Raw genomic sequence first — 22,773 nt, 5'->3', positions numbered from 1 at the left:
ATGCCACGTGTCAATTTAACGAAGAAGTATACCAAGATGTATCTTTTGTTGTTCATTCTTACGTTCGCTGCTGAATTTGCTTTCGGCTATTACTTGACCTGCATCAGAGGTTACGTCGCCGGGGATGCTATTAGCCGGGTAGCAAATGCGTTCTACATCTCGCACAGCCGACATCCACACCTCGCGGCGATTGGATTCGTATGGAACCCGCTTCCCAGTCTCATTGAATGGGTATGGCTATGGTTTTGGCCGATATTTCCTAAGCTTGCTTCCAATGCTTTAGCTGCAGTACTGACGACAAGCTTATTTGCTGCAGGAACAGTCGTGCTGCTGCTGCAAAATCTTATCCGATTCGGCTTGCCCACACCCCTCAGCGTCTTATTCTGTATACTCTATGCGCTGAATCCGTTTCTATTTTTATACGGAGCTAACGGTATGACCGAAGTGATGTTTACCTTCTTCCTCGTTGCAACAGTAACAAGCCTAAGCAGGTGGCTGGAAGACGAAGCTTCTCGACATATTATCATGCTGAGCATGGCATTGGCTCTTGCTTTCCTCGTGCGTTATGAAGCAATACCCTTAGCCGCAGCAGCGGGATGCAGTATGCTGATCGCCATCTTCTTCATTCCGTCGAAACATATAAGCCGGGCCGATAATAAGGCTTCCTTCAAATATTTGCGCAGCGAAGGCAGTATCATTGTCGCATTGACACCGTTTGTTTATACATGCTTAATCTGGATTTTTCTTAACTATATGATTATGGGAAATCCATTTTTCTTTTTTAATTCCAATTATTCCAATCTTTCCTTTAGCGAAGCGCTCTCTGGGAACGACCAGTTTAGCCGCATGATAGGCAACCCTGTTAACATAATCTCTTATGTTGCGTTCAAATCGTCTTTTTTTAGTGTACCGCTGCTAATTATTGTACTGTTCCGACTGGTAACCCGCAAGCTACTTCAATGGGATATGCTCATTTTCATCGGTATTTTGCTATCTATTCCGGCACTGCAGTCCGTGATGCTCTACAAAGGTACATCTTATGGCTGGCTGCGGTTCTTCTTCTATATTTTTCCTATCATGGCTGCATGGCTCCCTTATGAAATTGTTCGGCTGAAGCTAAATGCCAAATTCGTTTTATCCGTACATCTGATCGGACTTGTAGTAACCGGCGCTTTGGTCGCTTACGCGATGTCCGATCCATCCCGCGCTTCAGAAGAATACGATACATTCAACTACGGCAAAAACTATAATGAGCAGCAAATTGCAAAACAAATCGCCCAGTATATAAACGATGAGTTGCCCGATGACCTGATTTTGCTCGACTCGTTCACCGATTTCCAAGTTATTGTCAATACAAATAAGCCGTCAAATCTCGTGATAACAAGCGACCTTGATTTTTTGAAAATCCTGGCTAATCCAGCTGAGTTCCAGGTCAGCTATATCTTGGTTCCTCCTCCCATTGAAGGAGGGCTTATCAATGCTATTAATAAGCAGTATCCGTCTCTGTATGAACATGGAGGCCACTGGGTCACATTGGAAAAACAATTCGAAGATTACCGGAAACTGTATAAAGTGATTGGAGCAGTCGATTCCGGCATGCAGCAGCCCTAAGCAGGACAATCCCACTGAATAAAAAATAGGAAAAACCATGCCCGCTCAAATCAATGGCAGCACATGGCTTTTCTTTTTACAGTTTAAACTTGCCTGATGAATGATGCGGCTGCTCCTTATTCAAAGAATCTACGTCCAAAAAACCTTCTACATTTGCTTTCCTAGAAAAAGTCCAACTATCGTTAAGGCTATAATTCCACAGTATGCCACCTATAATGCCAATCCAACCGGAGAGTAGGTAGTTAACAAGTAGCCAATGATAAAGCGCATAGACAAGCCCGCTGGACAATAAAATCCCGCCAACGCTTACGACGGAAAACTTGATGAATCGAGCCCAATGCGAATCCACCTTGCTATAGCTCCATGTAAATCGATTATTCAATACAAAATTGCTTATCATTGAAACGATCGATGCCACCACAAATGCGGTAACTATGTTGAGACTCGCCTGAACAAGTGAAACATACACAGTGGTATTGACTAAAACGCCGCTTCCTCCTACAATGCAAAATTTCCAGAAACGAAAATCCTCCTCGCTTCCAATCACCAATTTTGCTATATGATGAAGATAACGGAACTGCTCCTGCAGACTCATCTTTGAATCTCCCAGATCACGAGCGACGAAAGTATACGGAATCTCCGCTACCTTGTCTACACGACCGCGTACCAATATTTCCAGCATAATTTTCCAGCCAATCGGATCGAAATGCAGGCCGTCCACCACTCCGCGCCTTACGGCAAATATGCCACCAGTAGGGTCCGTTACATGTCGGGCTCGCTTCAAGGCGAGTCGAGCTATGCTGCGCGCTGTCCAGGAAACGATTTTACGGCTCCAGCTCAAACCTCCGTCTTTGCCTCCTGGCACAAAACGAGACGGTATGACCATATCATTGCCCTGCAATATACTCTTCATCATTTCCGGGATCATCTCCGGCGGATGCTGCAGATCCGCATCCATAACAATAAAGACATCCCCGGTTGCCTGCCGAAAGCCTTCAAGCACCGCAGTCGCAAGCCCTCTGCTATTGGTCCTGTGCACATAGGTAAATCGGCTATCGCTTAGCCGGAGCTCTTCGAGCAGCTCGGGGGTGTTATCCGTACTGTCATCCACATAAATAACCTCGAACAAATAGGTCGAGCTTTCCAGAACAGCTTGTAGACGGTGAGCAAGCCTGATCACATTGTTACCTTCATTGTAAGACGGCACAATAACGCTAATTTTCATTTCCCATCCTCTGCCTCATCGCGAAATTTGTTACTCCTGCACCGCTTCTCCGGCGTTTGCGTCCGGGGTATGCTTGCCAAGTCCGTGCGTCGTCTTCTCCCAATAAAACGGCTTTGTGATCAACTGCCACGCTGCCTTAACAGCAGCCAAGCTCATTAACACCCAATAGATAGGTGTCAGTAATGCATATTTAACTAAACCATAGGAAAACACATACTGCTGCCGTTTCTCCAACTCGTAGATGACCCAGTATACCCCTGCCACATTACTAAAAACGAATAAAAAGTTACCTATCATAAATTCAGCCGAAGCCATATAATAAATCGGTCCCGGAAAAAACTGCGGAATCCAGTCCATTTTCCAGCCGTACCACAAAATGATCATTACCCAATAAATCGGATTTAACAACGGCAGCATCGGAGTTGCAAGCACCATAACCTGAAAGCCCCAAAAACCTTTCGTGCCAATCTCCCGCCATAAACGGATAGGATTTCTCATATGGACCAGCCATGTTTGCATATATCCTTTAATCCAGCGAGATCTTTGACGAATCCAGTTCCCCGTGCGGCTGTTTGCTTCTTCCCATGTCCGTGAATCGACAATCGCTGTCGTATAGCCTGATTTGTACAAACGAATTCCTAAGTCAGCATCCTCTGTTACGTTATAAGGATCCCATGCGTTAATTTCCTTGAGCACGGACATTTTAAAATGATTGGACGTTCCGCCGAGTGGTATCGGAATATTAAGCTGCATAACCCCAGGCAGCAGCAGCTCGAACCACATGCTGTATTCATGCGTAAACCAGCGTGTAAGCAAATTCTGATCACTGTTGAAATAGTTCAATTTCGCTTGAATGCAAGCCAGGCTGTCAGGACCTTGCACAAATGCGGCATGAACCTTCTTTAGCTGATCGGGATCCGGACGATCCTCAGCATCATAGATAACTACATATTCTCCACGAGCTCGGATCAACCCGTAGTTACAGGCTTTTGGCTTCGTCTTGGGCAAGCTGTGCGGCACAACTATCGTCGTATAATAAGCCGGGAGATTCATACTTTTCAGCAACTGCTGTGCTTCGACATCATCTTCCTCAATCAGTAATCTAACATCCAGCTTGGCCTTAGGATAATCCAACTGTTCTATGTTGTTTAGAAGATAAGGAATAACTGCACTTTCCTTGTACATCGGAACCAAGATTGTATAAATAGGGAGTGTTCGCTCATCGACCGCATCCACTTCTTCTTTCGTAAATCGGATTTGCGCGTTGTCTCGTGTGCCGTACATAACTATCAAAAATTTAAATAATGTCATCGAAAAATAAAAAGTTTGGATAAGGACATTGACGATAATAAGCGTATGAAACCAGTCCAGTGCAAGACAAACTAAAAGAAACAGCACGGAAGCAGCGGCGGTGGTCAATTGAGGAACCGTGAAGGTTATATGAGCAGAATTTTGTGGCTGCTCGTTCACTAGTTTCTGAGTGCTCTCCACCATCAGCTCTGATTGATATACTTGCGCCCAGAAATATTCCATCTCTTCGCGGGTTGCCAGCACTTGTTCAAGCGGCAGTCCCAATAGTGCTTCGATTGACCGCTGAGCCTCATCCGACAATGGACTTCCTACTGCCACCAAATAGCGGTTCAAGTCCTGACTGATCACAACAGCGTCGTATTGTCTGGCTAAATATTCCGGTAACTTGATCAAATCCACGAAGTCGAACTCCGAACCAATCCGACCGAGGTTATTTTGCGTTGCTATATAGCGGTACAAACTCTCCGGCTCAATAATCCGCATCGACATAAGAATATCGCCAAGCATTCCGCCGCTCTTCCGCTGAAACTCCAGTGCTTGATTTAACTCCTCTTGTTTGATAGCGCCAGTATTGACAAGCATGTCGCCGAGTCTGCCCTTTTGGGTTTTGCCATCCAGCAGGACTGATACTCTCCGTTTATCAACAAAGCCCATCTCAGATACAATATCACCAAGCCGTCCTCCGAATTTCTTTTGATGTGCCATGGCCTCTTCCAACTGTTTCTCGGTAACCAGCCCTTCGGCTACCATCAGGTCGCCCATCCTCAACTTCGGCTTCTTGGGACCATTGTCCATATCAGGCTTAAAGCCCTCTCGTTCAAGCAGTTCGAGCTTATGTGCTATCAATTCATTAACATAGTCTTCTTTACTTTCATATTCACGTTTCAAATACTCCAGTTGTTTTGCCAGTTCCTGCAGTTGCTTCTCTTGCTCCTGACTTTCAACCTCATTCAATTCCCATTTATAACGAACCCGCTCTTCCAATCCTCTGGCATGCTTGTCGGTCAAACTTCTGCGGAGCCCTAGCCAAGCGAAACCGAAAGATGGTTCTAATTCTCGTTTCTTTGAATCCATTGCTTCAAGCTCGTTTCCAGTTGATTCAACTCAACTATCTTTTGCTTCATATCATTGATTTCGTACAGCAGCTCCGCTTCCTTCAGCTTATACGATTGCTTATTCATTTCACGCTGCTGGTTCAGAGTCGCCTCTTCTGCTTCCAATGAGGCAAAATAACGTTCCGCCTTAATACGGTTATAACCGATCAGCGCTTTTTCTCTCACATTATTCACTCCTTATTTGGATTGGTTAACAGCAGTCATGATCTCTATGAAATCAACCACTCCTTCTATAGCTCGAAAAATCACTGTATCACCTTGACCTTGTTCTAATACATCCTATGAATTCTACGTAGTTTATTAGGAATTGGATCACATTCAATTCAGACATAAGCCAAAAGACCCATTACTGAAACAATAAGTCCTAAGACCCATTCGTTTTTATTAATTTCATGATAACATATTTAATTTATAAAAAAATTAAGTAAATATTAGATATTCATTAAGTTGTAGTCAATTCAAAATCATTTGTTAGAATTTTGTTAACTTAATTTTCGAATTCCAACTTCTCAGTTTATCATACAGCTAGTCATCTGAACAAAAACTAAACAGCATTAAAGATAATTAACCGCACTTCCGAGTTCCAAAACTTGAATTCTTTGTTATTTGCTCAGCATTAAAGATGTAGTGGGTAAACTCCTATTTAATTCTACCAATCAACCTTGATGCTAAAGTTTAAGGACTGATTTCAATATTAAGTCAAATAAAAAACCCTATTTCTCGGATTATTCATCCTAAGAAACAGGGCTATTGTATTTATATTTATTACGCGTTCACTTTTTGCTTAGCAGCAGTTGCCAGATCGTTAAACGCGCTTAGGTCGTTGACAGCAAGGTCAGCCAACATTTTGCGGTTTACTTCGATACCGGAAAGCTTCAAGCCGTGCATGAACTTGCTATAGGACAAGCCATTGATGCGAGCCGCAGCGTTGATACGTGTAATCCACAATTTGCGGAAATCACGTTTCTTTTGACGACGGTCACGGTATGCATACAGCAAGGATTTCATTACTTGTTGCTTAGCTGTTCTAAATAAGCGATGCTTGGAACCGAAATAACCTTTAGCTAGCTTCAAAATCTTTTTATGACGACGACGAGTTACGAACCCGCCTTTTACTCTTGCCATGATTGATTACCTCCAGAATTTAAGTAGAATAAAATACGAATTAACCTTTGATGTTGCCCAATTGTTGTTTCAAGCGTTTTACATCGCCTGGCGCCATAGTAGGGTTAGTACCCAATACACGCTTTTGACGAGCGGATTTACCCGACAACAAGTGATTCTTGTAAGCTTTGTATCTCATTACTTTGCCTGTACCTGTGATCTTGAAGCGGCCTTTTAAGCTGCTATGTGTTTTCATTTTTGGCATGATGTTTTTAGTCCTCCCTAATAATTATGCTTGCTGCTTCGGCGATAAAATCATGATCATACTGCGGCCTTCTAGTTTAGGTCTGCGTTCAACAACACACAGCTCCTCTACTTCAGTCGCCATACGCTCAAGCACTCTCTGCCCGATGCTCGCGTGAGCGATCTCACGACCGCGGAAACGCACGCTCAGTTTCACCTTGTCGCCTTCGCCTAAAAATTTAACAACGTTGCGCTGCTTCGTTTGGAAGTCATGCTCATCGATTGTAGCACTCAGACGAACTTCTTTAAGTTCAACGATTTTTTGGTTCTTACGGGCTTCCTTGTCTTTCTTCTGCATTTCATAACGGTATTTCCCGTAATCCATAATCCGGCAAACCGGCGGCTTAGCCGTCGGAGCAACGTTGACCAAATCCAAATTGGCGTCAATCGCGATCTGAAGCGCTTCGCGAATCGGCTTAATGCCGAGCTGATCACCGTCTGCACCGATCAGACGTACTTCCTTCACACGAATCTCATCGTTAATTAAATGCTCTGTACTAATAACCTTCCACCTCCAGAGATTATAAAATTAAAAAAGACGAGGGCGCAAGGCCCACGTCTTAAAAGGTTCAAGTGACTATCATCTTAAAAATTCACTTTAGCTTTGATTACCAGCCAACCAAGTCGGTCAGGTGAGAAGCGGGCGCTTCTTCTTTTTTAACACCCAGACATCATAACATAGCCGCATTAGCTAAGTCAACAAGTATGTTTCGGAAGCTTCTATTAGCTAACCTGCTTACTTTGCACTTCTTCCAAGCGAATGACTCGTGTATGCTCCGTATGGCTCCATTGCTTGTTGTTCTGAGTGAAAAACGCGTAAACGGTGATAGGCCACCAAGATAACATAAACACTGGGAAAGTGACCAGGTACGCATACGTTTTCCAAGTCGCTTTCTCGATAATAAGCGCAAGTGGGAATTGAATAAAGCTGAGAACCGCGATAGTCATGAACAGACTCGGCGCATAATCATACAGTGATTTCAGTGAATAAACTCCTGGCATCAGCAAATTGACCCACAATATAAGAGTAACCACAGAACCAATCAGAACGTTATATACATTCAAGGCATAAACAGCTGTATCAAGCTTAGCCCAGCTGCCCTCTTTAAGCCCTTTCCAAAACAACGGGAAGAAGTACCGTCTTGCTACATCAAAATGACCCTGCATCCATCTTAGACGTTGTCTCGCAGACGCTTTAAAGGTCAAAGGCTTCTCATCAAAAACTTTAGCATCATAATTGAAAGTTGGGTTTACTCCACGTTGCACACAACGCATCGTAAATTCTAAATCTTCTACCAGGCTCGTCGCACCCCAACCGATTTCTTTGATCAGGTTTGTTTCGAAGCACATACCGGTTCCGCCCAAGAAATTAGCCAAACCAAGGTTTTGACGCGGCAGTTGCCACAAACGGTTGCAATACCAATAAGTGATCGCATACGCTGCAGTAATCCAGGAGTCATTCGGATTCTTAGTATCCAAATAAGCTTGAATTACGCGTGAGCCATTGCACAAATCGTCGTTCATCAGACTCAAGTAATCCGGATTCACCAGATTATCAGCATCCAACATAACAATCGCATCGTAGCTGCGCGGCATTTTCCATAGTTCCTTCAGCATCCATTCGATCGCGTACCCTTTTCCTCTAAGCTTAGGGTTACTGCGCTCGCAAGCGTATACTCCCTTACTTCTGGAGATTTGAGCGGTGCTGTCCGTACAATTATCACAAATAACAAATACATCAAATAATTCTTTTGGATACTCAAGTTTTTTTAAGTTATCCAGAAGTGCCCCGACCACTTGCTCCTCATTATGAGCTGCAACAAGAATGGCGAACGACTTCTGCGGCGCATGTTTTGCTTTTGGCTCTCGACGATACCAACCAAAGAACGTCAAGAAAAGCTGATAGGCTCCGATCATTGACAAAATAACCTGGACACCTAACAAAAAATAATCCAGCATTAAAAGAATCCCCCTTTTTTTATGTACCCCAAAGTCTCTGTTCTCTCTCTATAGTTATATTTATGAACTTCGATGGCTTTGTCTGGATTTGAGTGGGTAACCGAATATGATTTTCCTCTCTTTATTCCATTTTGTCAAAAGCCTCTTGGGGCTACATTACGTCAGATCTCTGAAATATTACGAGAATTATGGACATTTAGAGTACGACTCTTTGACATCCATCTTATTACGTCTTATTATCACCGTATTTCATACTTTTAGAGTCATGAGTTTACTTCATTACCGCCCGATCTTCTACTGTAAGGCTGGCTGATTCACTTAGAACACTAAGATAGCTGTCATACAATCGCGAAAAAATCTGCTCCCATGATTGATGTAGGCTGTAGGCGCGGCCTGCTTCTGAAATCTCTATGCGCTGCCCTTCATTATGATACAACAATTCCACTGCATTCACAAATTCTGTGATGTTTCCGGGCGTGCACAAAAGTCCATTCTGATTATGATGAATAGTATCTTTTACCCCACCTGCGGCAGATCCAATCACTGCAGTGCCCGAGGCCATCGCTTCGAGAATAACATTGCCGAAAGTCTCAGTAGCCGACGGAAATAAAAACACATCTGCTGCTGCATATAGATCGCTTAATTCCCTGCCTTGCTTAAACCCAGTGAAGGTAATGTCCGGCCGTTCACCGTACTCTTCAAGCAATGGTTGATACAGAGGTCCATCTCCTGTGATCACAAGATGGGCTTCGGCACGAATCCTGTCCGTAAGGGAATGGAATGTTTGTAAAAGCACGTCCATACTTTTTTCAGGTGCCAATCTACCCACGAAAAGGATGATAAATCGGTCAGGATTAATCCCATACTGTTTCCATACTTGAGCGTGATCCACAATCGGACTGAAGAGATCTTCCTGAACGCCGCGGGACCAAATTTCCATTCGCTTTAAACCCTTATCCTGCAAATGGAGCAGGGTTGATTCTGAAGGAACATATATTTTTTGGCACTCCTGATGAAACCAAAGCATATATTTCCAGAGCATTGGTTCCATCCATTGCAGCTTATAATAAGATAAATATTGGTCAAAATGAGTATGGTACGATGCAACGATCGGCACGTTATGCTTTTTGGCATAATGCAGACCCGTTAGACCTAGATTGAACGGAGTTGCCACATGAATCAAGTTCGGGGCAAAGGCTTTTAGCGACTTGTTAAATTGAATTGGATTCGGAATGGCCATCCGGCATTCCGGGTACAAAAGAAAGGGAATACTATAGAATCGTTCTACTATACTTATACCTAACTCATCAGCAGAATCGCTAAGCGGTGCGAACACTTTGCACTTCACATCTCGTGATTGCAGAAATTGAACCCATCGCCCTAAAGTTTTCGCTACCCCATTGACATCTGGCAGATACGTATCTGTAAACAAAGCTACCCGCATGGTTAACCCCTCCCCATAATACAAGCCTGTACTTAGGAGTGCGACTGGAATGACAAATGAAGTCCCGGCATAAATGTTTGTTTCCGGTTCAAATCCATTATCATTCTTCATCATAGCATCGTAATGTTAGCAGAAGATCATCTGAAGATTAAATCGGCTTGAATGCGGATTTATTTCAGATTTAATACTCCACTAACAATAGAGAGTTATACTAACTATATGACGGGTAGGCACAGCTTATCCCATTGAAGTTTAAGGAGGTGAACTTGATGAGCCGTGTTGTAACTTGGCTGCAGCAGCGTGAAAATCGTATGTTTTGTTGGGTAAACCAACGGATTCAGCATACCTCTTTGGATTTTTTCTTTACTACAATTACACATCTAGGCGGTGCGTCCATAGCGATTACAACAGCACTCTGCTTAGCCTTATTTGGGCAAGGAGTCTGGAAAACTGCCGGCATCTATAGCTGTCTAGCGTTAGCATTGAGTCACATCCCAGTCGCCATTATTAAAAGAAAATATCCGCGTCTTCGTCCTTATCTTGTACTTCCCGACACAAATACCTACAAAAAGCCATTGAAGGACCATTCATTCCCCTCTGGACATACTACAGCTATCTTCTCCATTGTGCTGCCACTTGTATGTGTTAATTTTTGGATCGGAGCGATTCTCCTGCCGCTTGCCGTCCTTGTTGCTATATCTAGAATATATCTGGGCTTGCACTATCCATCTGATTGCTTGGCAGGAGCCTTTATCGGGACCCTTTCAGCGTTGTCAATTGTCGCATTTTTCGGATAAGTTGCATTTTGCCTATAAAATGTTTAATGTTAAAATTGTGTAAATCCATTGTCACAAGGTATGGTGAAACGCTAATGCGTAAAAAAAGGGTGTTGTTATTATCCGAAGGCTTTGGGGCCGGGCATACGCAAGCCGCTCATGCACTTTCCGTCGGTCTTCGCATGCTCTCGCCTGGCATCCAGACTCGTGTGCTGGAGCTTGGCTCCTTTCTCCATCCGACGTTGGCTCCATGGATCTTTACAGCTTATCGTAAAACCGTGACCACTCAGCCCAAGCTGTACGGATATATGTATCGTTCTCAGTACAAAAAATCTCTAAATCGGTTTACTCAGCTGGCACTGCACCGTATTTTTTATGCTCAAACAGCAGAGATCATCAATCAATTGCGCCCTGACACGATTGTGTGTACTCATCCATTCCCTAACGCCGTCATCTCCCGATTAAAGCGTGCTGGGCTCAACGTACCCTTGTGCACCGTAATAACCGATTATGACGCGCATGGCACTTGGTTAAGCTCAGAGGTGAATAAGTATCTGGTCTCCACCTCCGATGTGCGGGATAAGCTGCTGGGCCGCGGAATTAATTCCGATGCGATTGAAGTGACAGGTATACCGGTTCATCCAAATTTCTGGGGGCAGCATAACCGCGATGAGCTTCGCGCCCAGTATGGACTTAAGGCCATGCCAACCGTGTTAATTATGGGCGGAGGCTGGGGATTAATGAATAATGAAGAAATGCTGCGCTATTTTACCGATTGGCGTGAGAAAATACAGCTGATCATTTGTCTTGGCAGTAATGACAAGGCATTAACAGCATTATCTGAAGATAAACGCTTCCAGCATGAAAACATTCGGCTCATGGGCTTTACCAATGAAATTGACAAATGGATGGACGTATCCGACTTGTTGATTACCAAACCCGGGGGAATGACCTGTACGGAAGGCTTGGCCAAAGGAATTCCAATGCTCTTCTATAATCCGATTCCAGGTCAGGAAGAGGAGAACTTGCAGTATTTTACCCAGCATGGGTTCGGGGAGCATATTAAATCGGATGCAACTATGGATCACTGGCTTAAGCTGCTTGTAGACGGTTATCCGGAGGTGCTCAAGCGCCGCGCCCTCTTGTCCTTGTCTCAGCACACGAATCCATACAATCCCATGGACTGTTCACAGGCTATTATGGAGATTTTAAACCAATAACTACAAAATTAGCATGCGTCCTCTATAGAGGCTCGCATGCTTTTCTTTTGCCGTTCATCTGATTACAATCACATTTCATCCTGCTCTGTTAGATCCTTGTTGCTTTCTTCTTGTTTCTCGTTTAATTCTAATCCACTCAAATGAGTCTGCAGTGCATGAGACCCTATAACAACTTCAAGACGGTGAATATTCATTCCCTGCCCGAAGAACTTGGTTTCGTATTCGGTCATAACTAAATCAGTTCTTGGTCCTTCCGCGTGCAAATCCAACGAAATATTACGCATCCTCAGTCCCATATCAGAAAATGAATTTAAGGAAAATTCAAATAATGAGCGTGAATCGGTTTTAAAATGTATTTCGCCATTTTCGTTTAATACATCCATATATTTGCGAACAAAGCCGGAATGTGTCAGTCTGCGCCGTGCATGCCGTTTCTTTGGCCAAGGATCGCTAAAATTCAAATAAATGCGTTCAAGCTCGTCTGTATCAAAGATGTCTTCTATTTTTTCAATATTAAATAAAGCCAGTCGTAGGTTAGCCAAGGTACCGCCATTTTCCTCACGCGATAAAACAGCCTTTTCTCCTGCACGACGAAGAAGCTCGTCATACATATCTACACCTATGTAATTAATTTCTGGATTAAGCGAGCTTAACTGGCTAATAAATCGTCCTTTTCCCATACCTAGCTCTACATGGATCGGCCGATCGTTGCCAAAAACAGCATTCCACTTTCCTTTATATGCAGCCGGATTCAACTCAATAAGTTCTGCCTGAGCCTCCAATGCTTCTCTGATACCTTTTCTGCCGCGTAAACGCATAATTTTCCTCCACATCGGTACTTGTAACTTCATGTAATAATATATCAGAAAAAATTATACCCTTAATCGTGACTAAAGAAAAGGCGGGTAACGCAAGCTTTCTGCGCCTACCCCACCTTTTTTTGAAATAATATGAAAATTTGGTACTTTTGTAACAATGATTTATAAGTCAACTACCTCATAATATAATTGATCTGAAAAAAGAGTTATCCATGGAAGTTAAGAGGCCTCATTATTTATTGAAGGAATCATCGCGATTTCTACTGCGCATCCCCGCTAACCCTAACAAACCAAGCAAACCAAGCCAGCCCCAATTTGTACCTTTTGTAGTGGTATCTGCATTAGCGCGGTAGCTATAGGTTCCATAGTTTCCACCATAACCAGTACTAGTGCCCGTGGTATTGTTAGTTCCATAGGTGCTCATCCGATCTAGCAAATGATGACCTTTAATACCATCCGTTCCAGTCGTCGTTGTATTGGTAGTTGTGCCATACTTACCATCAGTCCTGGTTCCAGTTGTTGGAGTAGTCGTTGTACCATAGCCTGTGCCATAAGTTCCGGTTCCAGTTGTTGGAGTGGGCGTTGTACCATAGCCTGTGCCATAAGTTCCAGTTGTCGTATCTGTAGTTCCTGTTATTGGAGCTGTACCTGTTGGAGTGCCTGCGGCTCCGTATGCTCCTGCGGGACTGGTAGAGGTTCCTGTAGTTAATCCAGTAGTCCCTGTCCCCATCTCAGCATGAGCTTGTGCAGCGAAGCCTAAAGATGCGACCATTGCTAAAGATAAAACAACTTTACGAAACTTGTTCATTGTTGTATTCTCCCTTCAAAGCAAATAGGATTATTGGTGCACTAATAGCATGGTCGGTTGAAGATGCAAATATCCTTGTGCGGATTAGGAGGGTATTGTTAAGGAAAAAGTTCGCACCCCCCATCATTTTGCGGTAAAATAAGATCAGCTTGCAGGTGAAAATTTGCTAAACTTTCAAACACACAACCTGCATAAGAAAAAAGCTTCTACTCGAAGTAAGTCCGGGCAGAGCTGTTTTAACAAAAAGGAGCCTTATAATATGAAGCAAGCTGAGCCGCTTACCATACCTTCCGATTGGGGAGACAAACGGTTTCATACATGGAATACCGAGATGCGCAGACAATTCGGCACCAAGGTTTTTAAGGTTATGCTGGATGCAGGCTTTACCTGCCCGAATCGAGACGGTTCCATTGCGACCGGCGGATGTACATTTTGTAGTGCAAGAGGGTCAGGTGATTTCGCTGGCAGCCGCCGCGATGATCTGGTTACCCAATTTAATAAAATTCGGGATTTGCAGCATAAAAAATGGCCGGAAGCACAATATATCGGTTATTTCCAAGCCTATACGAACACTTATGCTCCTGTTGAGGAGCTGCGGGAATATTTCGAGGTTATTCTGCAACAGCCGGGAGTTGTTGGATTATCCATTGCTACACGTCCAGATTGCTTGCCTGATGATGTTGTGGAATATTTGGCTGAATTGAATGAACGTACTTATCTATGGGTTGAAATGGGCTTGCAGACCATTCACGAGTCAACCTCACAGCTGATTAACCGCGCTCACGATACTCAATGCTATGAGGATGCCGTAGCCAAGCTGAGAAAGCATAACATTCGGACATGCGCCCATATTATATATGGACTTCCCGGAGAAACCCATGAGATGATGCTTGACACGGGTCGGGCCGTAGCACAAATGGATGTTCAAGGTATCAAAATCCATTTGCTCCATCTTATGCGCAAAACACCAATGGTCAAGCAATATGAGGCCGGCCTTCTGCAATTTTTGGAGAAGGATGAATATGTAAAGCTGGTGGTCGACACGTTAGAGCTGCTGCCATCCGACATGATTGTACATCGACTGACAGGAGATGCACCCCGCGACCTGTTAATAGGACCCATGTGGAGCTTGAAAAAATGGGAAGTGCTTAATGCTTTCGATGACGAGCTTAAGATACGAGACACTTGGCAGGGGAAAAAATTTCAACGTAGATAACGCTGCTTATGGAAGCAAGATGTACGGAATTGGCTTCTATCAGCCTGTAAACAGCAACCAGCTGCGGACAGCCCATACTTCGGGCAGTCCTTACTATTAAATAATCACCTTCATGCATTTAACAAACCGAATGGGCGAACCTTACGTTTCTTATATTAAGGTCTACTATTCTACTTAAAGAGTGATGCAATTGCACCCTCTTGCATGAAGGAGCGATGTTTATGAATCGAAAATTACCCATTATTGCGGGAATGTTTGCACTTGCATTGCTTGCGGGCTGTAGCAGCGACAAGCCCGCAGCGCAGCCGGCCAGCCAGACGCCGGCTCCAACAGCACCGCCAGCAGCGGCAGCGGACGCGAAGCCGTCCGCCAGCGCCCCAGGCGGTGGAACTGCCGCCGCACCGGCGGCAAGCGGCGCAGCCGCGGCGCCACAGGCGCCTGAGGCGGCTAAGCCGGAGCCAGCACCAGCGGCGAAGAATGAGCCGCCTGTGAAGGCGGAGCCGCCGAAGCCGGCAACGGCGCAGGAGTCGCCGAAGGCGCCTGAGCCGGCGCCCGCGCCAGCAGCGAAGGAGCCGGCAGCACCGGCACCGAAGGTGGAGGCTCCAGCTGTAGCTGCAGCGAAGCCTGAAGCAAAGGCGCCTGCCGCGGCGGACTTAGCGGCAAAAGCGGAGCCGCTATTCAAGGATAATTGCATGGCTTGTCATGGAGATCAACTGCAAGGCGGAGGTGGCCCGAACATCTCTAAGGTAGGGGAACGAAGAACGAAGGAACAACTAATAGCAAAAATCCAAAGTGGCGGTAAAGTTATGCCTGCTTTCAAGGATGTAATAAAACAAGAAGAAATCGAAGCCTTAGCCGCTTGGCTTGCGACGAAAAAATAAAGGTTTGTAAGGATTGGAGGCTACAATGGGTTTTCTGTCCATACTCAGCTACGCTCATAAGCTGATCGAAGAACGAGTTACACCTGGAGAGACTGTAGTGGACGCTACAGCAGGCAATGGAGTGGATACATTGTTCCTTGCTAAGCTTGTCGGGGCCAAAGGCACTGTGTATGCTTTTGACATCCAAGAACAAGCGCTTGAAAAGACGCAGCAGCGCCTAGCCAAAGAACGGCCGGACTATTCCCATGTCCGGCTTCTTTTATGCAGCCACGACCAGCTCAAGAACAAGCTTCCCGTTACTGAGCACGGAGCCGTCGGCGCAGTTATGTTTAACTTAGGCTACCTGCCTGGGGATGATCATCATACCGTTACATCTGAGACATCTACAATCCCCGCTCTGCAGCAGGCTGCGGAATTGCTTCGCAAGAGCGGTATTCTTACCATTGCCTTGTATACGGGTCATGAGGGTGGAGAGAAAGAAGCACAGGCTGTTCGAGAGTGGGTCGAACGACTGCCCCAGCAGCAGTTTCAAGTGTTGGAATACCGCTTCATCAATCAGAAGAACCATCCTCCCTATTTGATCGCGGTAGAAAAACGGTCCTCCGATTGATATAATGACAGTTAGAGTAAATATTTAATAGAAGAGGGGGAAACCTATTGAAACCATACCCTTTATTATTTCAACCAGAAATGAAAGAACGCGTTTGGGGAGGTCGTGCACTGGAACAATTCGGACTTACGCTGCCTGAAGGCCACATTGGCGAAGGCTGGATGATTGGGGACCACCCAAATGGAACAACGAAAGTTGTGAACGGAGAACTCTCTGGTCTCGGCTTAGATCAAATACGCGAGCAATATGGACTAGACTTTTTTGGAAGCAAAGGCTTCTCTGAGAAGAACGGCCGCTTTCCGCTGCTAATCAAGCTGTTGGATTGCCAGGACGATCTGTCCGTTCAAGTCCATCCGAATGATCATTACGACAGATTGCCGCAAGGCGAGCTGGGCAAAACTGAAATGTGGTATATTCTAGACGCCAAACCGGGCGCCAAAATAATTTATGGGCTTAACGACGGTGTAACCCGCGAACAATTGGCTGAGGCTATTGCTGGTAACCGTATCTTGGATTGCCTACAAGAAATTACCGTAGAAGCCGGTGACTCCTTCTACATACCTGCAGGAACGGTGCACGCATTAGGCGCAGGTGTGTTAGTTGCTGAAATCCAACAAAATTCGGACAGCACCTACCGTTTGTATGACTACAACCGACTAGGCTTGGATGGCAAGCCACGGGAGCTCCACATTGAAGACTCCTTAAATGTTATTGCATACGAAGGCTCCGGCGCGTCTCACATGAAAACAGAGCTTGCTTCAGCGAATCAATGGCTAACCTTAGCTCATTCTCCATTCTTTGTAACGGAAAAAGGAAAGGTTGAGCAGGCTTGGCAGCTGCAAACAAGCAATGAGAGCTTCGTCATTCATATTATTTGTGACGGCTCTGGATCCATCCGATGGGCTGATGGCGAGTTGACGGTCAAACCAGGTGAATGCTACTTAATACCAGCCAACCTTGGAAATTATACACTTACGGGCTCAATGACTGTGCTTCGCAGCTATTTACCTTAATACAGATTCACATAAAATAAGGACTCATCCTCAAATTCAGAGCTTGACCCCTCCTCCGATCATCTGGCTGAACAATATCCTGCAATCATGCAGTTATTTTCTACTGGATTTGCTGGTTGAGAGGAAAAAACTACGAAAGTACAGCAATTTTCACTCATAGCGGTCCGGTTTCAGGCTAATAATGATAAAAAGATGCACATTTGCATGTATTCACAAAGACTGCGATAAATCGGTCCAAAACCTGTATAGATGCAGGTATTCGTGGTTGGCAATGGCTTCGAATAATGTCTTGTTCGCTGACATTGCCGTTTGTAAGGTTCTTTGCTTACGAGTATGATGAGGCAGCGATGAGCGGTTTTCGACTTTCGTCTCAGGCTGTTTGTATAGGAGGAAGCTGCAGTTGGGTACGGCGCCGAAATCGAATGACTTCGTCAAGTGCTGATTTCGGTTTTGAGCCAACATAAGATACAAATAAACAAGCCTCCACCTTCGGTGCGAGGCTTTTGTTTGGCATACGTAAGACGCTGCATGGCAGTCGGTCGAACCCAAATTTAAGACGAGCCCTATCCTTCCATTCCCATGCTCATTGTTCATGGGCTCACTTTTATTACTAAGCACTTTGGACTACTTTCTTACTCCCAATCAGGAGTCTTAATCTCAACGGGGTGCAGTATCAGTCCCGAACCAAAGAATATTTCTTTCTGAGCCGTATGTCTTTACAATATCAGATGATTTAGGCAAAAGATCGTTTGTATACGGTATAACCGTTTCTTTCTGGGGATCTACCGCATACCAATACTTATCCTTTGTTAGGAACACAATGCGTCCATTTTCCTCCAGATGGAAGCCTGTGAAGGGAGCTTGCTTCAGCATCTTCAAGTCGGTTTCCCACTCACTGCTTTTGCCTGCTTCTACATCGTATATTTTCCAAACTTCGTTTCCGTTTTCCTGCTGATCAATACGAAGATAAACACCGTTATCGCTGCCTGGAATCACTTGCCTCATTTCTGAATAACCACCTGTCCGTTCGACACCATCAATCTTAGCCTTCTTCCCCGTCCCCGTATCCATGAAGTATGCTTCTGGATAGGCTTGCGGCTGAAGCAAATTCATTGTAGTGAAATATAGCTTGCTCTTACCAATAAACTGGATCCAAGCTGAACAAGGGCCTTCATAACATGTATAATGGCTCAAGTCTTTGAAGGTTTGGCCGGGCTTTGTTTCTCTCGATGAGGCAAACCATTGTATGCCGACAGAAATTTGAGCTTCATCATTGAAAGCTCCCGCTCCTATTGCGATTTCCTCGCTGTAAGGATCTACCGTAATAGCTACAATTCGCTGCTGTTTAGGGTTATCCGCCGCGGCATCCGGCACCTTCCAAAACAGCCTTTCGTCACGAGTTGCCGTATTATACAACCATACTTCCTGACGTTTCATCGTGTGCTTCATATAAATCAAAGTATCGCCATCATTTAACCATTGAGGATAACCGACTTCCAAGTAATCAAAAGACCGGATGATTTGACCTTGATGGTCCACCATTGTATAAATTAACTCGGCAGACATCTGATTTTCAACATACTCCCCCATCAATCCCCACTGACCATTGGGGGAAACTGATAAGGTATCAAAGTTATTTAACCCGCTAAACAAGCTGGTGGTTGTGTGAGTTGAAAGATCCGCTGCTTTCACTTCAACCCTCGAGACAGGAATGAAAATCATATGCTCATTCTGTTTAAGCTCAAGCCCCTGCATGCTGCGTGAGCCTGAAAGACTAAATAAATAGGTTTGACCTATGTTACTCTCTACAAACTCAAGGGTCAGCTTAAGCGATCTGTCCCCCTTCCACTCCATGGTCCTTTTCACGTTAGCAAGCTGCTTACCCAGAACGTTTTCTACCGAGCTGTGATCCATGTCTGCCGAAAAGTCTATTTGCAGCTGATAAGGTACTGCCGCATCCATTCTTCTTGGCATGTTGACTCCCTCTGGGAAAGAAATCCGAAACGCTTTAGCCAACCCCGCATCCTGCTCAGAATTCACCGTATAGGATAGTCTTTCTATATAATGTAATTCAATCATGCGGCTTCTTTTACCGTCTTGTGATGTAAACTTTACTTGTAAAGGTTGCTTCGGAGCATCCTTAAGATGAATGACAACCTGCTGAGCCTCGTCTCCTCTTGAGTTCTGCCCTTCTACTGTAAAAGCAACCGATTCCCCTGATGCTGTCTGAACATGAACACCTCGGCGTAACGCCTCATAATCCTCCCGCCCCATCGAAGATCTATCGGGGATGGTCAACGATACAAATAAAGTCGAATCAGGATCGCTGTAGAAAATTTTGTCTTCGGGCTTGTAATCCCAATAGGAGTGACTATCTCCGATCCTTAAATAATTCAGCTTATCCCGCTCAATCAACGAAAAAAGCAAATCCGTTGTTAAATCTTCTCCGGCTAATTCCTGCGAGTTCTGTCCTGATTTATAAGCCGTATCTGCGGGCTTCCCAGCTGTTTCTGTAAGCGGAAGCGGTTCAGTTGTATCGGCCGATCGGCCTCCTGTACCTGCTGACTGTGGTGAATACCCAGCTGCTGATTGTCCTACTGTACCATCGCGAGGTTGTTCTGCTTCACCAGCTGCAGCCACTTTCTGCTGCTGAGCATCAATAATAACCGAGCCATTGTTTGATTGGATCGGCTGCGCTATCTCCCTAACTTCGGAATGACTCCCACTGCTTTTCAATGGAACCATGAGCCATATACCTAATACCACAAAAAGCACAGCAAGTCCTGCTGCCAGTGCTTGTGTGCCTTTATTTCTGTGCCTCAACCATCCCATAGCCGCGCACCGCCTCGTTTTTTTAGCTTACCATCATAGACGCTATTTACCCCCATTTTGTTCCTATCAACCGTCCCATTTTCCATTTATAACAAAAATAACCTCCAACTCCACTTTTACAGTGAAGTCGAAGGCTATAACATTCAATATCATATTAGGCAGCATACACAGGGGCTACTCTAGCGAGTAGCTGCTGCTGCCAAGTCAAGCGTAAAATGCTTCGCACGAGAGGCCGCATCCGGCGGGAAGTATACGATTAGCAGCTGCTCAGCGCCACTGATCATCTCTCCGCTTTCTAAATAGCGATCGAGCTCGAAGGGAAGCACCTCCAGCATGACATGCTTGTGCAGATCCTTCTCACTGATTTTCAATTCCGCGAATGCTTCTGACACCGCTCCTGGACTTTCGGTCAGCATCCGGAAATACTCAGACTGTCTGGCTTTGTCCAAAGTGAATTCCCACCATATTTTGCGAGGTTTGTATTTGTGATTCAAGAAGTAATCGAGCTTCATAAGACCTTCGATTATATCTAGGCGCTGTGTGCCACGATCAATCAAGAAGGAGCGCAGACGCGTAAACAAATCCTCAAGCTGGTGGCCGATCTTTTGCCAGCCTCTGGTTTCCCAGTAATCGCCAAACTGCTGAAAAAAGTCAAACGCCGACGGAAACTCCTCACGGATCAAATAACTTACGGTATGATCCAGTCGATGGGCATTCCAGTATTTTTCCAGCACGTCCTCAACACGTTTAATCCGAACCAGGTCGGAAAATGGCAAAATGTCATTACCGAGAATTTCATAGGGCGCATGATCCATATACTTGTATCCGTATTTCACAGCATCTTCACGCATACCAGTGCCTCGAAGCATTTTTAGAAAGCCCAGCTGCAGCTCCTCAGGTCCCAATTCGAACACATCGTTGAAGGTTTTGCGGAATGAGTTGTAATCTTCCTCGGGCAAGCCTGCGATCAAGTCCAGATGCTGGTCGATCTTGCCGCTTTCTTTAACCATGGTTACTGTACGCGTGAGCTTGGAGAAATTTTGCCTGCGCTTAACCAGGTTATTCGTCTCATCATTCGTTGACTGTACACCAATTTCGAATCGGAACACACCTGGCGGCGCTTCCGCAGCCAAATAATCCAATACCTCTGGCCGCATAATGTCTGCGGTAATTTCGAATTGAAATACGCAGCCCCGGTGATTTTGGATTAGAAATTCAAAGATTTCCATTGCATAATCACGTTTAATGTTAAAGGTCCGATCGACGAATTTAATGAGCTTGGCACCAGAGTCAATTAGATACAACAGGTCACTCTTGGTCCGCTCCATATCAAAATACCTTACACCCACTTCTATAGAAGAAAGGCAAAACTGGCAGCTGAACGGACAGCCCCGGCTCGTTTCAAAATATACAACACGGTTAGCCAAACTCGGGATATCCTCAGGGAAACGGTGCGGTGAGGGGATATCATCAAGCTTGAGCTTCGGACGAGGCGGGTTAATAATAACTCGGTCTTCCTTGCGGTATGCCGTGCCAAAAACGCTATACAATGCACGATCTCCGCTCAGCTCCTTCAACAAATGGTGAAAGGTTTCCTCACCTTCACCTACGACGATGTAGTCGACCTCTGGTATTCTCTTCATCCAATATTCCGTATCATAAGATACCTCAGGTCCGCCTAGAACGATAATGAGCTGTGGGTTGATTTTTTTGAGCATATTAATTACGGTTATTGTCTCTTCAATATTCCATATATAACAAGAAAACCCGATGACATCAGGCTGCTTCAAAAACAGATCCGATACAATGTTCATCGCCGGGTCCTTGATCGTATACTCCGTTATGTCTATGTCAAAATCGTCGCCGCAAAATGACTTCAAATAGCGGAGCGCGAGCGACGTATGGATAAACTTGGCATTCAATGTGGATAAAACAACCTTCATATACAGTACCTCTTTTGCTTACAGTCTCTTTAGTATCCTTATTTTACACGGAAAAGAGAACGAACACAAAATTACTTTTTCCCAAACCCCTGTACCATCTATTCAACAAAAAAAAGAAAATGGAACACCTTCTCAGGTTCATCCCATTTCCTCGCTACAACCATGTTAAATTTTCTTGTGGTACTACGGCTTCCGGTGTCATTGCGCCAAGTGTAAACTCATCATTGCCTTCTTCTGCCCATTGATTCGTTTGCAATAACAGCTGCTCTTCAACCAATTCCTTTTGTGTGACTAGGTCCTCCGTGTTGCCTCCGGTTTGTTCAATCGAATGCTTTAATTGCTTCCGCTGTTCCATACGTTTGGCCATTTGATATAAAATCATTATTTATTTCCTCTTTTCTGTTGTTGTTTAACATTCTAATCTTACCCTACGAATATGAAGCCAAGATTAACGGAGCATAAACCTTTTGTTAAAATTAAAGATCTTAACTGCTATTACTAGCAGCATTCCCTATAATGATGAAATATATGTAAAACGATGACACTTTATGCAAAAAAATTAAAAAGCATCCCGAGGATGCTTT

The 22,773-nt window shown here is 44.7% G+C and carries 21 protein-coding genes and 1 other annotated feature; of the genes, 7 read left to right on the top strand and 14 right to left on the bottom strand.

The features are described from left to right. The gene (locus GC093_RS07590) at nucleotides 1-1,611 is read left to right on the top strand and encodes an ArnT family glycosyltransferase (RefSeq protein ID WP_171651265.1); all 1,611 of its coding nucleotides are present in this window, start codon (nucleotides 1-3) and stop codon (nucleotides 1,609-1,611) included. Nucleotides 1,612-1,687: 76 nt separating this feature from the next. On the opposite strand, the gene GC093_RS07585 is transcribed toward GC093_RS07590, so the two are convergent. The 8 genes from GC093_RS07585 to GC093_RS07550 form a co-directional block, all read right to left on the bottom strand. Next, the gene (locus GC093_RS07585; protein WP_171651264.1) at nucleotides 1,688-2,836 is read right to left on the bottom strand and encodes a glycosyltransferase; all 1,149 of its coding nucleotides are present in this window, start codon (nucleotides 2,834-2,836) and stop codon (nucleotides 1,688-1,690) included. A gap of 30 nt (nucleotides 2,837-2,866) precedes the next feature. Then, nucleotides 2,867-5,221: a cyclic di-GMP-binding domain-containing protein, MshE-related gene (locus GC093_RS07580; protein ID WP_171651263.1), complete on the bottom strand. Its 2,355-nt coding sequence runs from the start codon at nucleotides 5,219-5,221 to the stop codon at nucleotides 2,867-2,869. Then, the gene (locus GC093_RS07575; protein ID WP_171651262.1) at nucleotides 5,197-5,427 is read right to left on the bottom strand and encodes a hypothetical protein; all 231 of its coding nucleotides are present in this window, start codon (nucleotides 5,425-5,427) and stop codon (nucleotides 5,197-5,199) included. Before GC093_RS07575 ends, GC093_RS07580 begins: the two co-directional genes overlap by 25 nt. A 600-nt stretch (nucleotides 5,428-6,027) precedes the next feature. Next, the gene (rplT, locus tag GC093_RS07570) at nucleotides 6,028-6,387 is read right to left on the bottom strand and encodes a 50S ribosomal protein L20 (RefSeq protein WP_171651261.1); all 360 of its coding nucleotides are present in this window, start codon (nucleotides 6,385-6,387) and stop codon (nucleotides 6,028-6,030) included. 40 nt (nucleotides 6,388-6,427) lie between these two features. Beyond that, on the bottom strand, nucleotides 6,428-6,631 hold the full coding sequence (gene rpmI / locus GC093_RS07565; protein WP_171651260.1) for a 50S ribosomal protein L35: 204 nt from the start codon (nucleotides 6,629-6,631) through the stop codon (nucleotides 6,428-6,430). Nucleotides 6,632-6,655: 24 nt separating this feature from the next. Further along, a complete protein-coding gene (gene infC, locus GC093_RS07560) occupies nucleotides 6,656-7,171 on the bottom strand; it encodes a translation initiation factor IF-3 (protein ID WP_171651288.1) in 516 nt (171 codons plus the stop codon). 22 nt (nucleotides 7,172-7,193) lie between these two features. Continuing rightward, nucleotides 7,194-7,330: a sequence feature (ribosomal protein L20 leader region), on the bottom strand. Nucleotides 7,331-7,392: 62 nt separating this feature from the next. Continuing rightward, nucleotides 7,393-8,628, bottom strand: a complete 1,236-nt coding sequence (locus GC093_RS07555) for a glycosyltransferase family 2 protein (RefSeq protein WP_171651259.1) — start codon at nucleotides 8,626-8,628, stop codon at nucleotides 7,393-7,395. 271 nt (nucleotides 8,629-8,899) lie between these two features. Next, nucleotides 8,900-10,072, bottom strand: coding sequence for a glycosyltransferase family 4 protein (locus GC093_RS07550; protein ID WP_171651287.1), 1,173 nt, complete (start codon nucleotides 10,070-10,072; stop codon nucleotides 8,900-8,902). A gap of 269 nt (nucleotides 10,073-10,341) precedes the next feature. On the opposite strand from GC093_RS07550, the gene GC093_RS07545 reads away from it, so the two are divergent. Together GC093_RS07545 and GC093_RS07540 are read left to right on the top strand one after the other, a co-directional pair. Continuing rightward, nucleotides 10,342-10,869: a phosphatase PAP2 family protein gene (locus GC093_RS07545; protein WP_171651258.1), complete on the top strand. Its 528-nt coding sequence runs from the start codon at nucleotides 10,342-10,344 to the stop codon at nucleotides 10,867-10,869. 74 nt (nucleotides 10,870-10,943) lie between these two features. Then, on the top strand, nucleotides 10,944-12,068 hold the full coding sequence (locus GC093_RS07540) for an MGDG synthase family glycosyltransferase (RefSeq protein ID WP_171651257.1): 1,125 nt from the start codon (nucleotides 10,944-10,946) through the stop codon (nucleotides 12,066-12,068). Nucleotides 12,069-12,136: 68 nt separating this feature from the next. Here the strand turns inward: GC093_RS07540 and trmB are convergent, their stop codons facing one another. Continuing rightward, nucleotides 12,137-12,886: a tRNA (guanosine(46)-N7)-methyltransferase TrmB gene (gene trmB, locus GC093_RS07535; RefSeq protein ID WP_171651256.1), complete on the bottom strand. Its 750-nt coding sequence runs from the start codon at nucleotides 12,884-12,886 to the stop codon at nucleotides 12,137-12,139. A 232-nt stretch (nucleotides 12,887-13,118) separates the two neighbouring features. Then, nucleotides 13,119-13,694, bottom strand: a complete 576-nt coding sequence (locus GC093_RS07530) for a WGxxGxxG-CTERM domain-containing protein (protein ID WP_171651255.1) — start codon at nucleotides 13,692-13,694, stop codon at nucleotides 13,119-13,121. Nucleotides 13,695-13,953: 259 nt separating this feature from the next. Here GC093_RS07530 and mnmL point away from each other — a divergent pair, with 259 nt between their 5' ends. From mnmL to GC093_RS07510, 4 genes are all read left to right on the top strand, one after another. Next, nucleotides 13,954-14,910, top strand: coding sequence for a tRNA modification radical SAM protein MnmL/YtqA (gene mnmL / locus GC093_RS07525; protein WP_171651254.1), 957 nt, complete (start codon nucleotides 13,954-13,956; stop codon nucleotides 14,908-14,910). Between the two features lie 221 nt (nucleotides 14,911-15,131). After that, complete coding sequence (locus GC093_RS07520; RefSeq protein WP_171651253.1) at nucleotides 15,132-15,791, top strand: c-type cytochrome; 660 nt, start codon at nucleotides 15,132-15,134, stop codon at nucleotides 15,789-15,791. 25 nt (nucleotides 15,792-15,816) lie between these two features. Next, the gene (mnmM, locus tag GC093_RS07515) at nucleotides 15,817-16,401 is read left to right on the top strand and encodes a tRNA 5-(aminomethyl)-2-thiouridylate-methyltransferase MnmM (RefSeq protein ID WP_171651252.1); all 585 of its coding nucleotides are present in this window, start codon (nucleotides 15,817-15,819) and stop codon (nucleotides 16,399-16,401) included. 47 nt (nucleotides 16,402-16,448) lie between these two features. Next, on the top strand, nucleotides 16,449-17,414 hold the full coding sequence (locus tag GC093_RS07510) for a type I phosphomannose isomerase catalytic subunit (RefSeq protein ID WP_171651251.1): 966 nt from the start codon (nucleotides 16,449-16,451) through the stop codon (nucleotides 17,412-17,414). Between the two features lie 210 nt (nucleotides 17,415-17,624). Here the strand turns inward: GC093_RS07510 and GC093_RS07505 are convergent, their stop codons facing one another. From GC093_RS07505 to GC093_RS07490, 4 genes are all read right to left on the bottom strand, one after another. After that, nucleotides 17,625-17,876 carry a hypothetical protein gene (locus tag GC093_RS07505; protein WP_171651250.1) on the bottom strand — a complete coding sequence of 84 codons (252 nt, stop codon included), beginning with the start codon at nucleotides 17,874-17,876 and terminating at the stop codon, nucleotides 17,625-17,627. 195 nt (nucleotides 17,877-18,071) lie between these two features. After that, nucleotides 18,072-20,246 carry a TolB-like translocation protein gene (locus GC093_RS07500; protein WP_171651249.1) on the bottom strand — a complete coding sequence of 725 codons (2,175 nt, stop codon included), beginning with the start codon at nucleotides 20,244-20,246 and terminating at the stop codon, nucleotides 18,072-18,074. A 179-nt stretch (nucleotides 20,247-20,425) separates the two neighbouring features. Continuing rightward, nucleotides 20,426-22,189, bottom strand: coding sequence for a B12-binding domain-containing radical SAM protein (locus tag GC093_RS07495; protein ID WP_171651248.1), 1,764 nt, complete (start codon nucleotides 22,187-22,189; stop codon nucleotides 20,426-20,428). A 154-nt stretch (nucleotides 22,190-22,343) separates the two neighbouring features. Then, nucleotides 22,344-22,571, bottom strand: a complete 228-nt coding sequence (locus GC093_RS07490; protein ID WP_171651247.1) for a hypothetical protein — start codon at nucleotides 22,569-22,571, stop codon at nucleotides 22,344-22,346. Between the last annotated feature and the right edge of the window lie 202 nt (nucleotides 22,572-22,773).

Source organism: Paenibacillus foliorum (assembly GCF_013141765.1).
Taxonomy (GTDB): Bacteria; Bacillota; Bacilli; order Paenibacillales; family NBRC-103111; genus Paenibacillus_S; species Paenibacillus_S foliorum.
The sequence above is the reverse complement of the archived record's forward strand: the minus strand, read 5'-3'. Positions and strand labels throughout refer to the sequence as shown.

Excerpts from the sequence above, each read along its gene's own strand:
- GC093_RS07545 (WP_171651258.1), top strand. The coding sequence starts at position 10,342 with ATGAGCCGTGTTGTAACTTGGCTGCAGCAGCGTGAAAATCGTATGTTT.
- GC093_RS07500 (WP_171651249.1), bottom strand. The coding sequence starts at position 20,246 with ATGGGATGGTTGAGGCACAGAAATAAAGGCACACAAGCACTGGCAGCA.
- mnmM (WP_171651252.1), top strand. The coding sequence starts at position 15,817 with ATGGGTTTTCTGTCCATACTCAGCTACGCTCATAAGCTGATCGAAGAA.
- GC093_RS07550 (WP_171651287.1), bottom strand. The coding sequence starts at position 10,072 with ATGCGGGTAGCTTTGTTTACAGATACGTATCTGCCAGATGTCAATGGG.
- GC093_RS07495 (WP_171651248.1), bottom strand. The coding sequence starts at position 22,189 with ATGAAGGTTGTTTTATCCACATTGAATGCCAAGTTTATCCATACGTCG.
- GC093_RS07580 (WP_171651263.1), bottom strand. The coding sequence starts at position 5,221 with ATGGATTCAAAGAAACGAGAATTAGAACCATCTTTCGGTTTCGCTTGG.
- GC093_RS07590 (WP_171651265.1), top strand. The coding sequence starts at position 1 with ATGCCACGTGTCAATTTAACGAAGAAGTATACCAAGATGTATCTTTTG.
- GC093_RS07520 (WP_171651253.1), top strand. The coding sequence starts at position 15,132 with ATGAATCGAAAATTACCCATTATTGCGGGAATGTTTGCACTTGCATTG.
- GC093_RS07540 (WP_171651257.1), top strand. The coding sequence starts at position 10,944 with ATGCGTAAAAAAAGGGTGTTGTTATTATCCGAAGGCTTTGGGGCCGGG.
- rpmI (WP_171651260.1), bottom strand. The coding sequence starts at position 6,631 with ATGCCAAAAATGAAAACACATAGCAGCTTAAAAGGCCGCTTCAAGATC.
- mnmL (WP_171651254.1), top strand. The coding sequence starts at position 13,954 with ATGAAGCAAGCTGAGCCGCTTACCATACCTTCCGATTGGGGAGACAAA.
- GC093_RS07585 (WP_171651264.1), bottom strand. The coding sequence starts at position 2,836 with ATGAAAATTAGCGTTATTGTGCCGTCTTACAATGAAGGTAACAATGTG.
- GC093_RS07490 (WP_171651247.1), bottom strand. The coding sequence starts at position 22,571 with ATGATTTTATATCAAATGGCCAAACGTATGGAACAGCGGAAGCAATTA.
- GC093_RS07555 (WP_171651259.1), bottom strand. The coding sequence starts at position 8,628 with ATGCTGGATTATTTTTTGTTAGGTGTCCAGGTTATTTTGTCAATGATC.
- GC093_RS07530 (WP_171651255.1), bottom strand. The coding sequence starts at position 13,694 with ATGAACAAGTTTCGTAAAGTTGTTTTATCTTTAGCAATGGTCGCATCT.
- GC093_RS07505 (WP_171651250.1), bottom strand. The coding sequence starts at position 17,876 with ATGTTGGCTCAAAACCGAAATCAGCACTTGACGAAGTCATTCGATTTC.
- trmB (WP_171651256.1), bottom strand. The coding sequence starts at position 12,886 with ATGCGTTTACGCGGCAGAAAAGGTATCAGAGAAGCATTGGAGGCTCAG.
- rplT (WP_171651261.1), bottom strand. The coding sequence starts at position 6,387 with ATGGCAAGAGTAAAAGGCGGGTTCGTAACTCGTCGTCGTCATAAAAAG.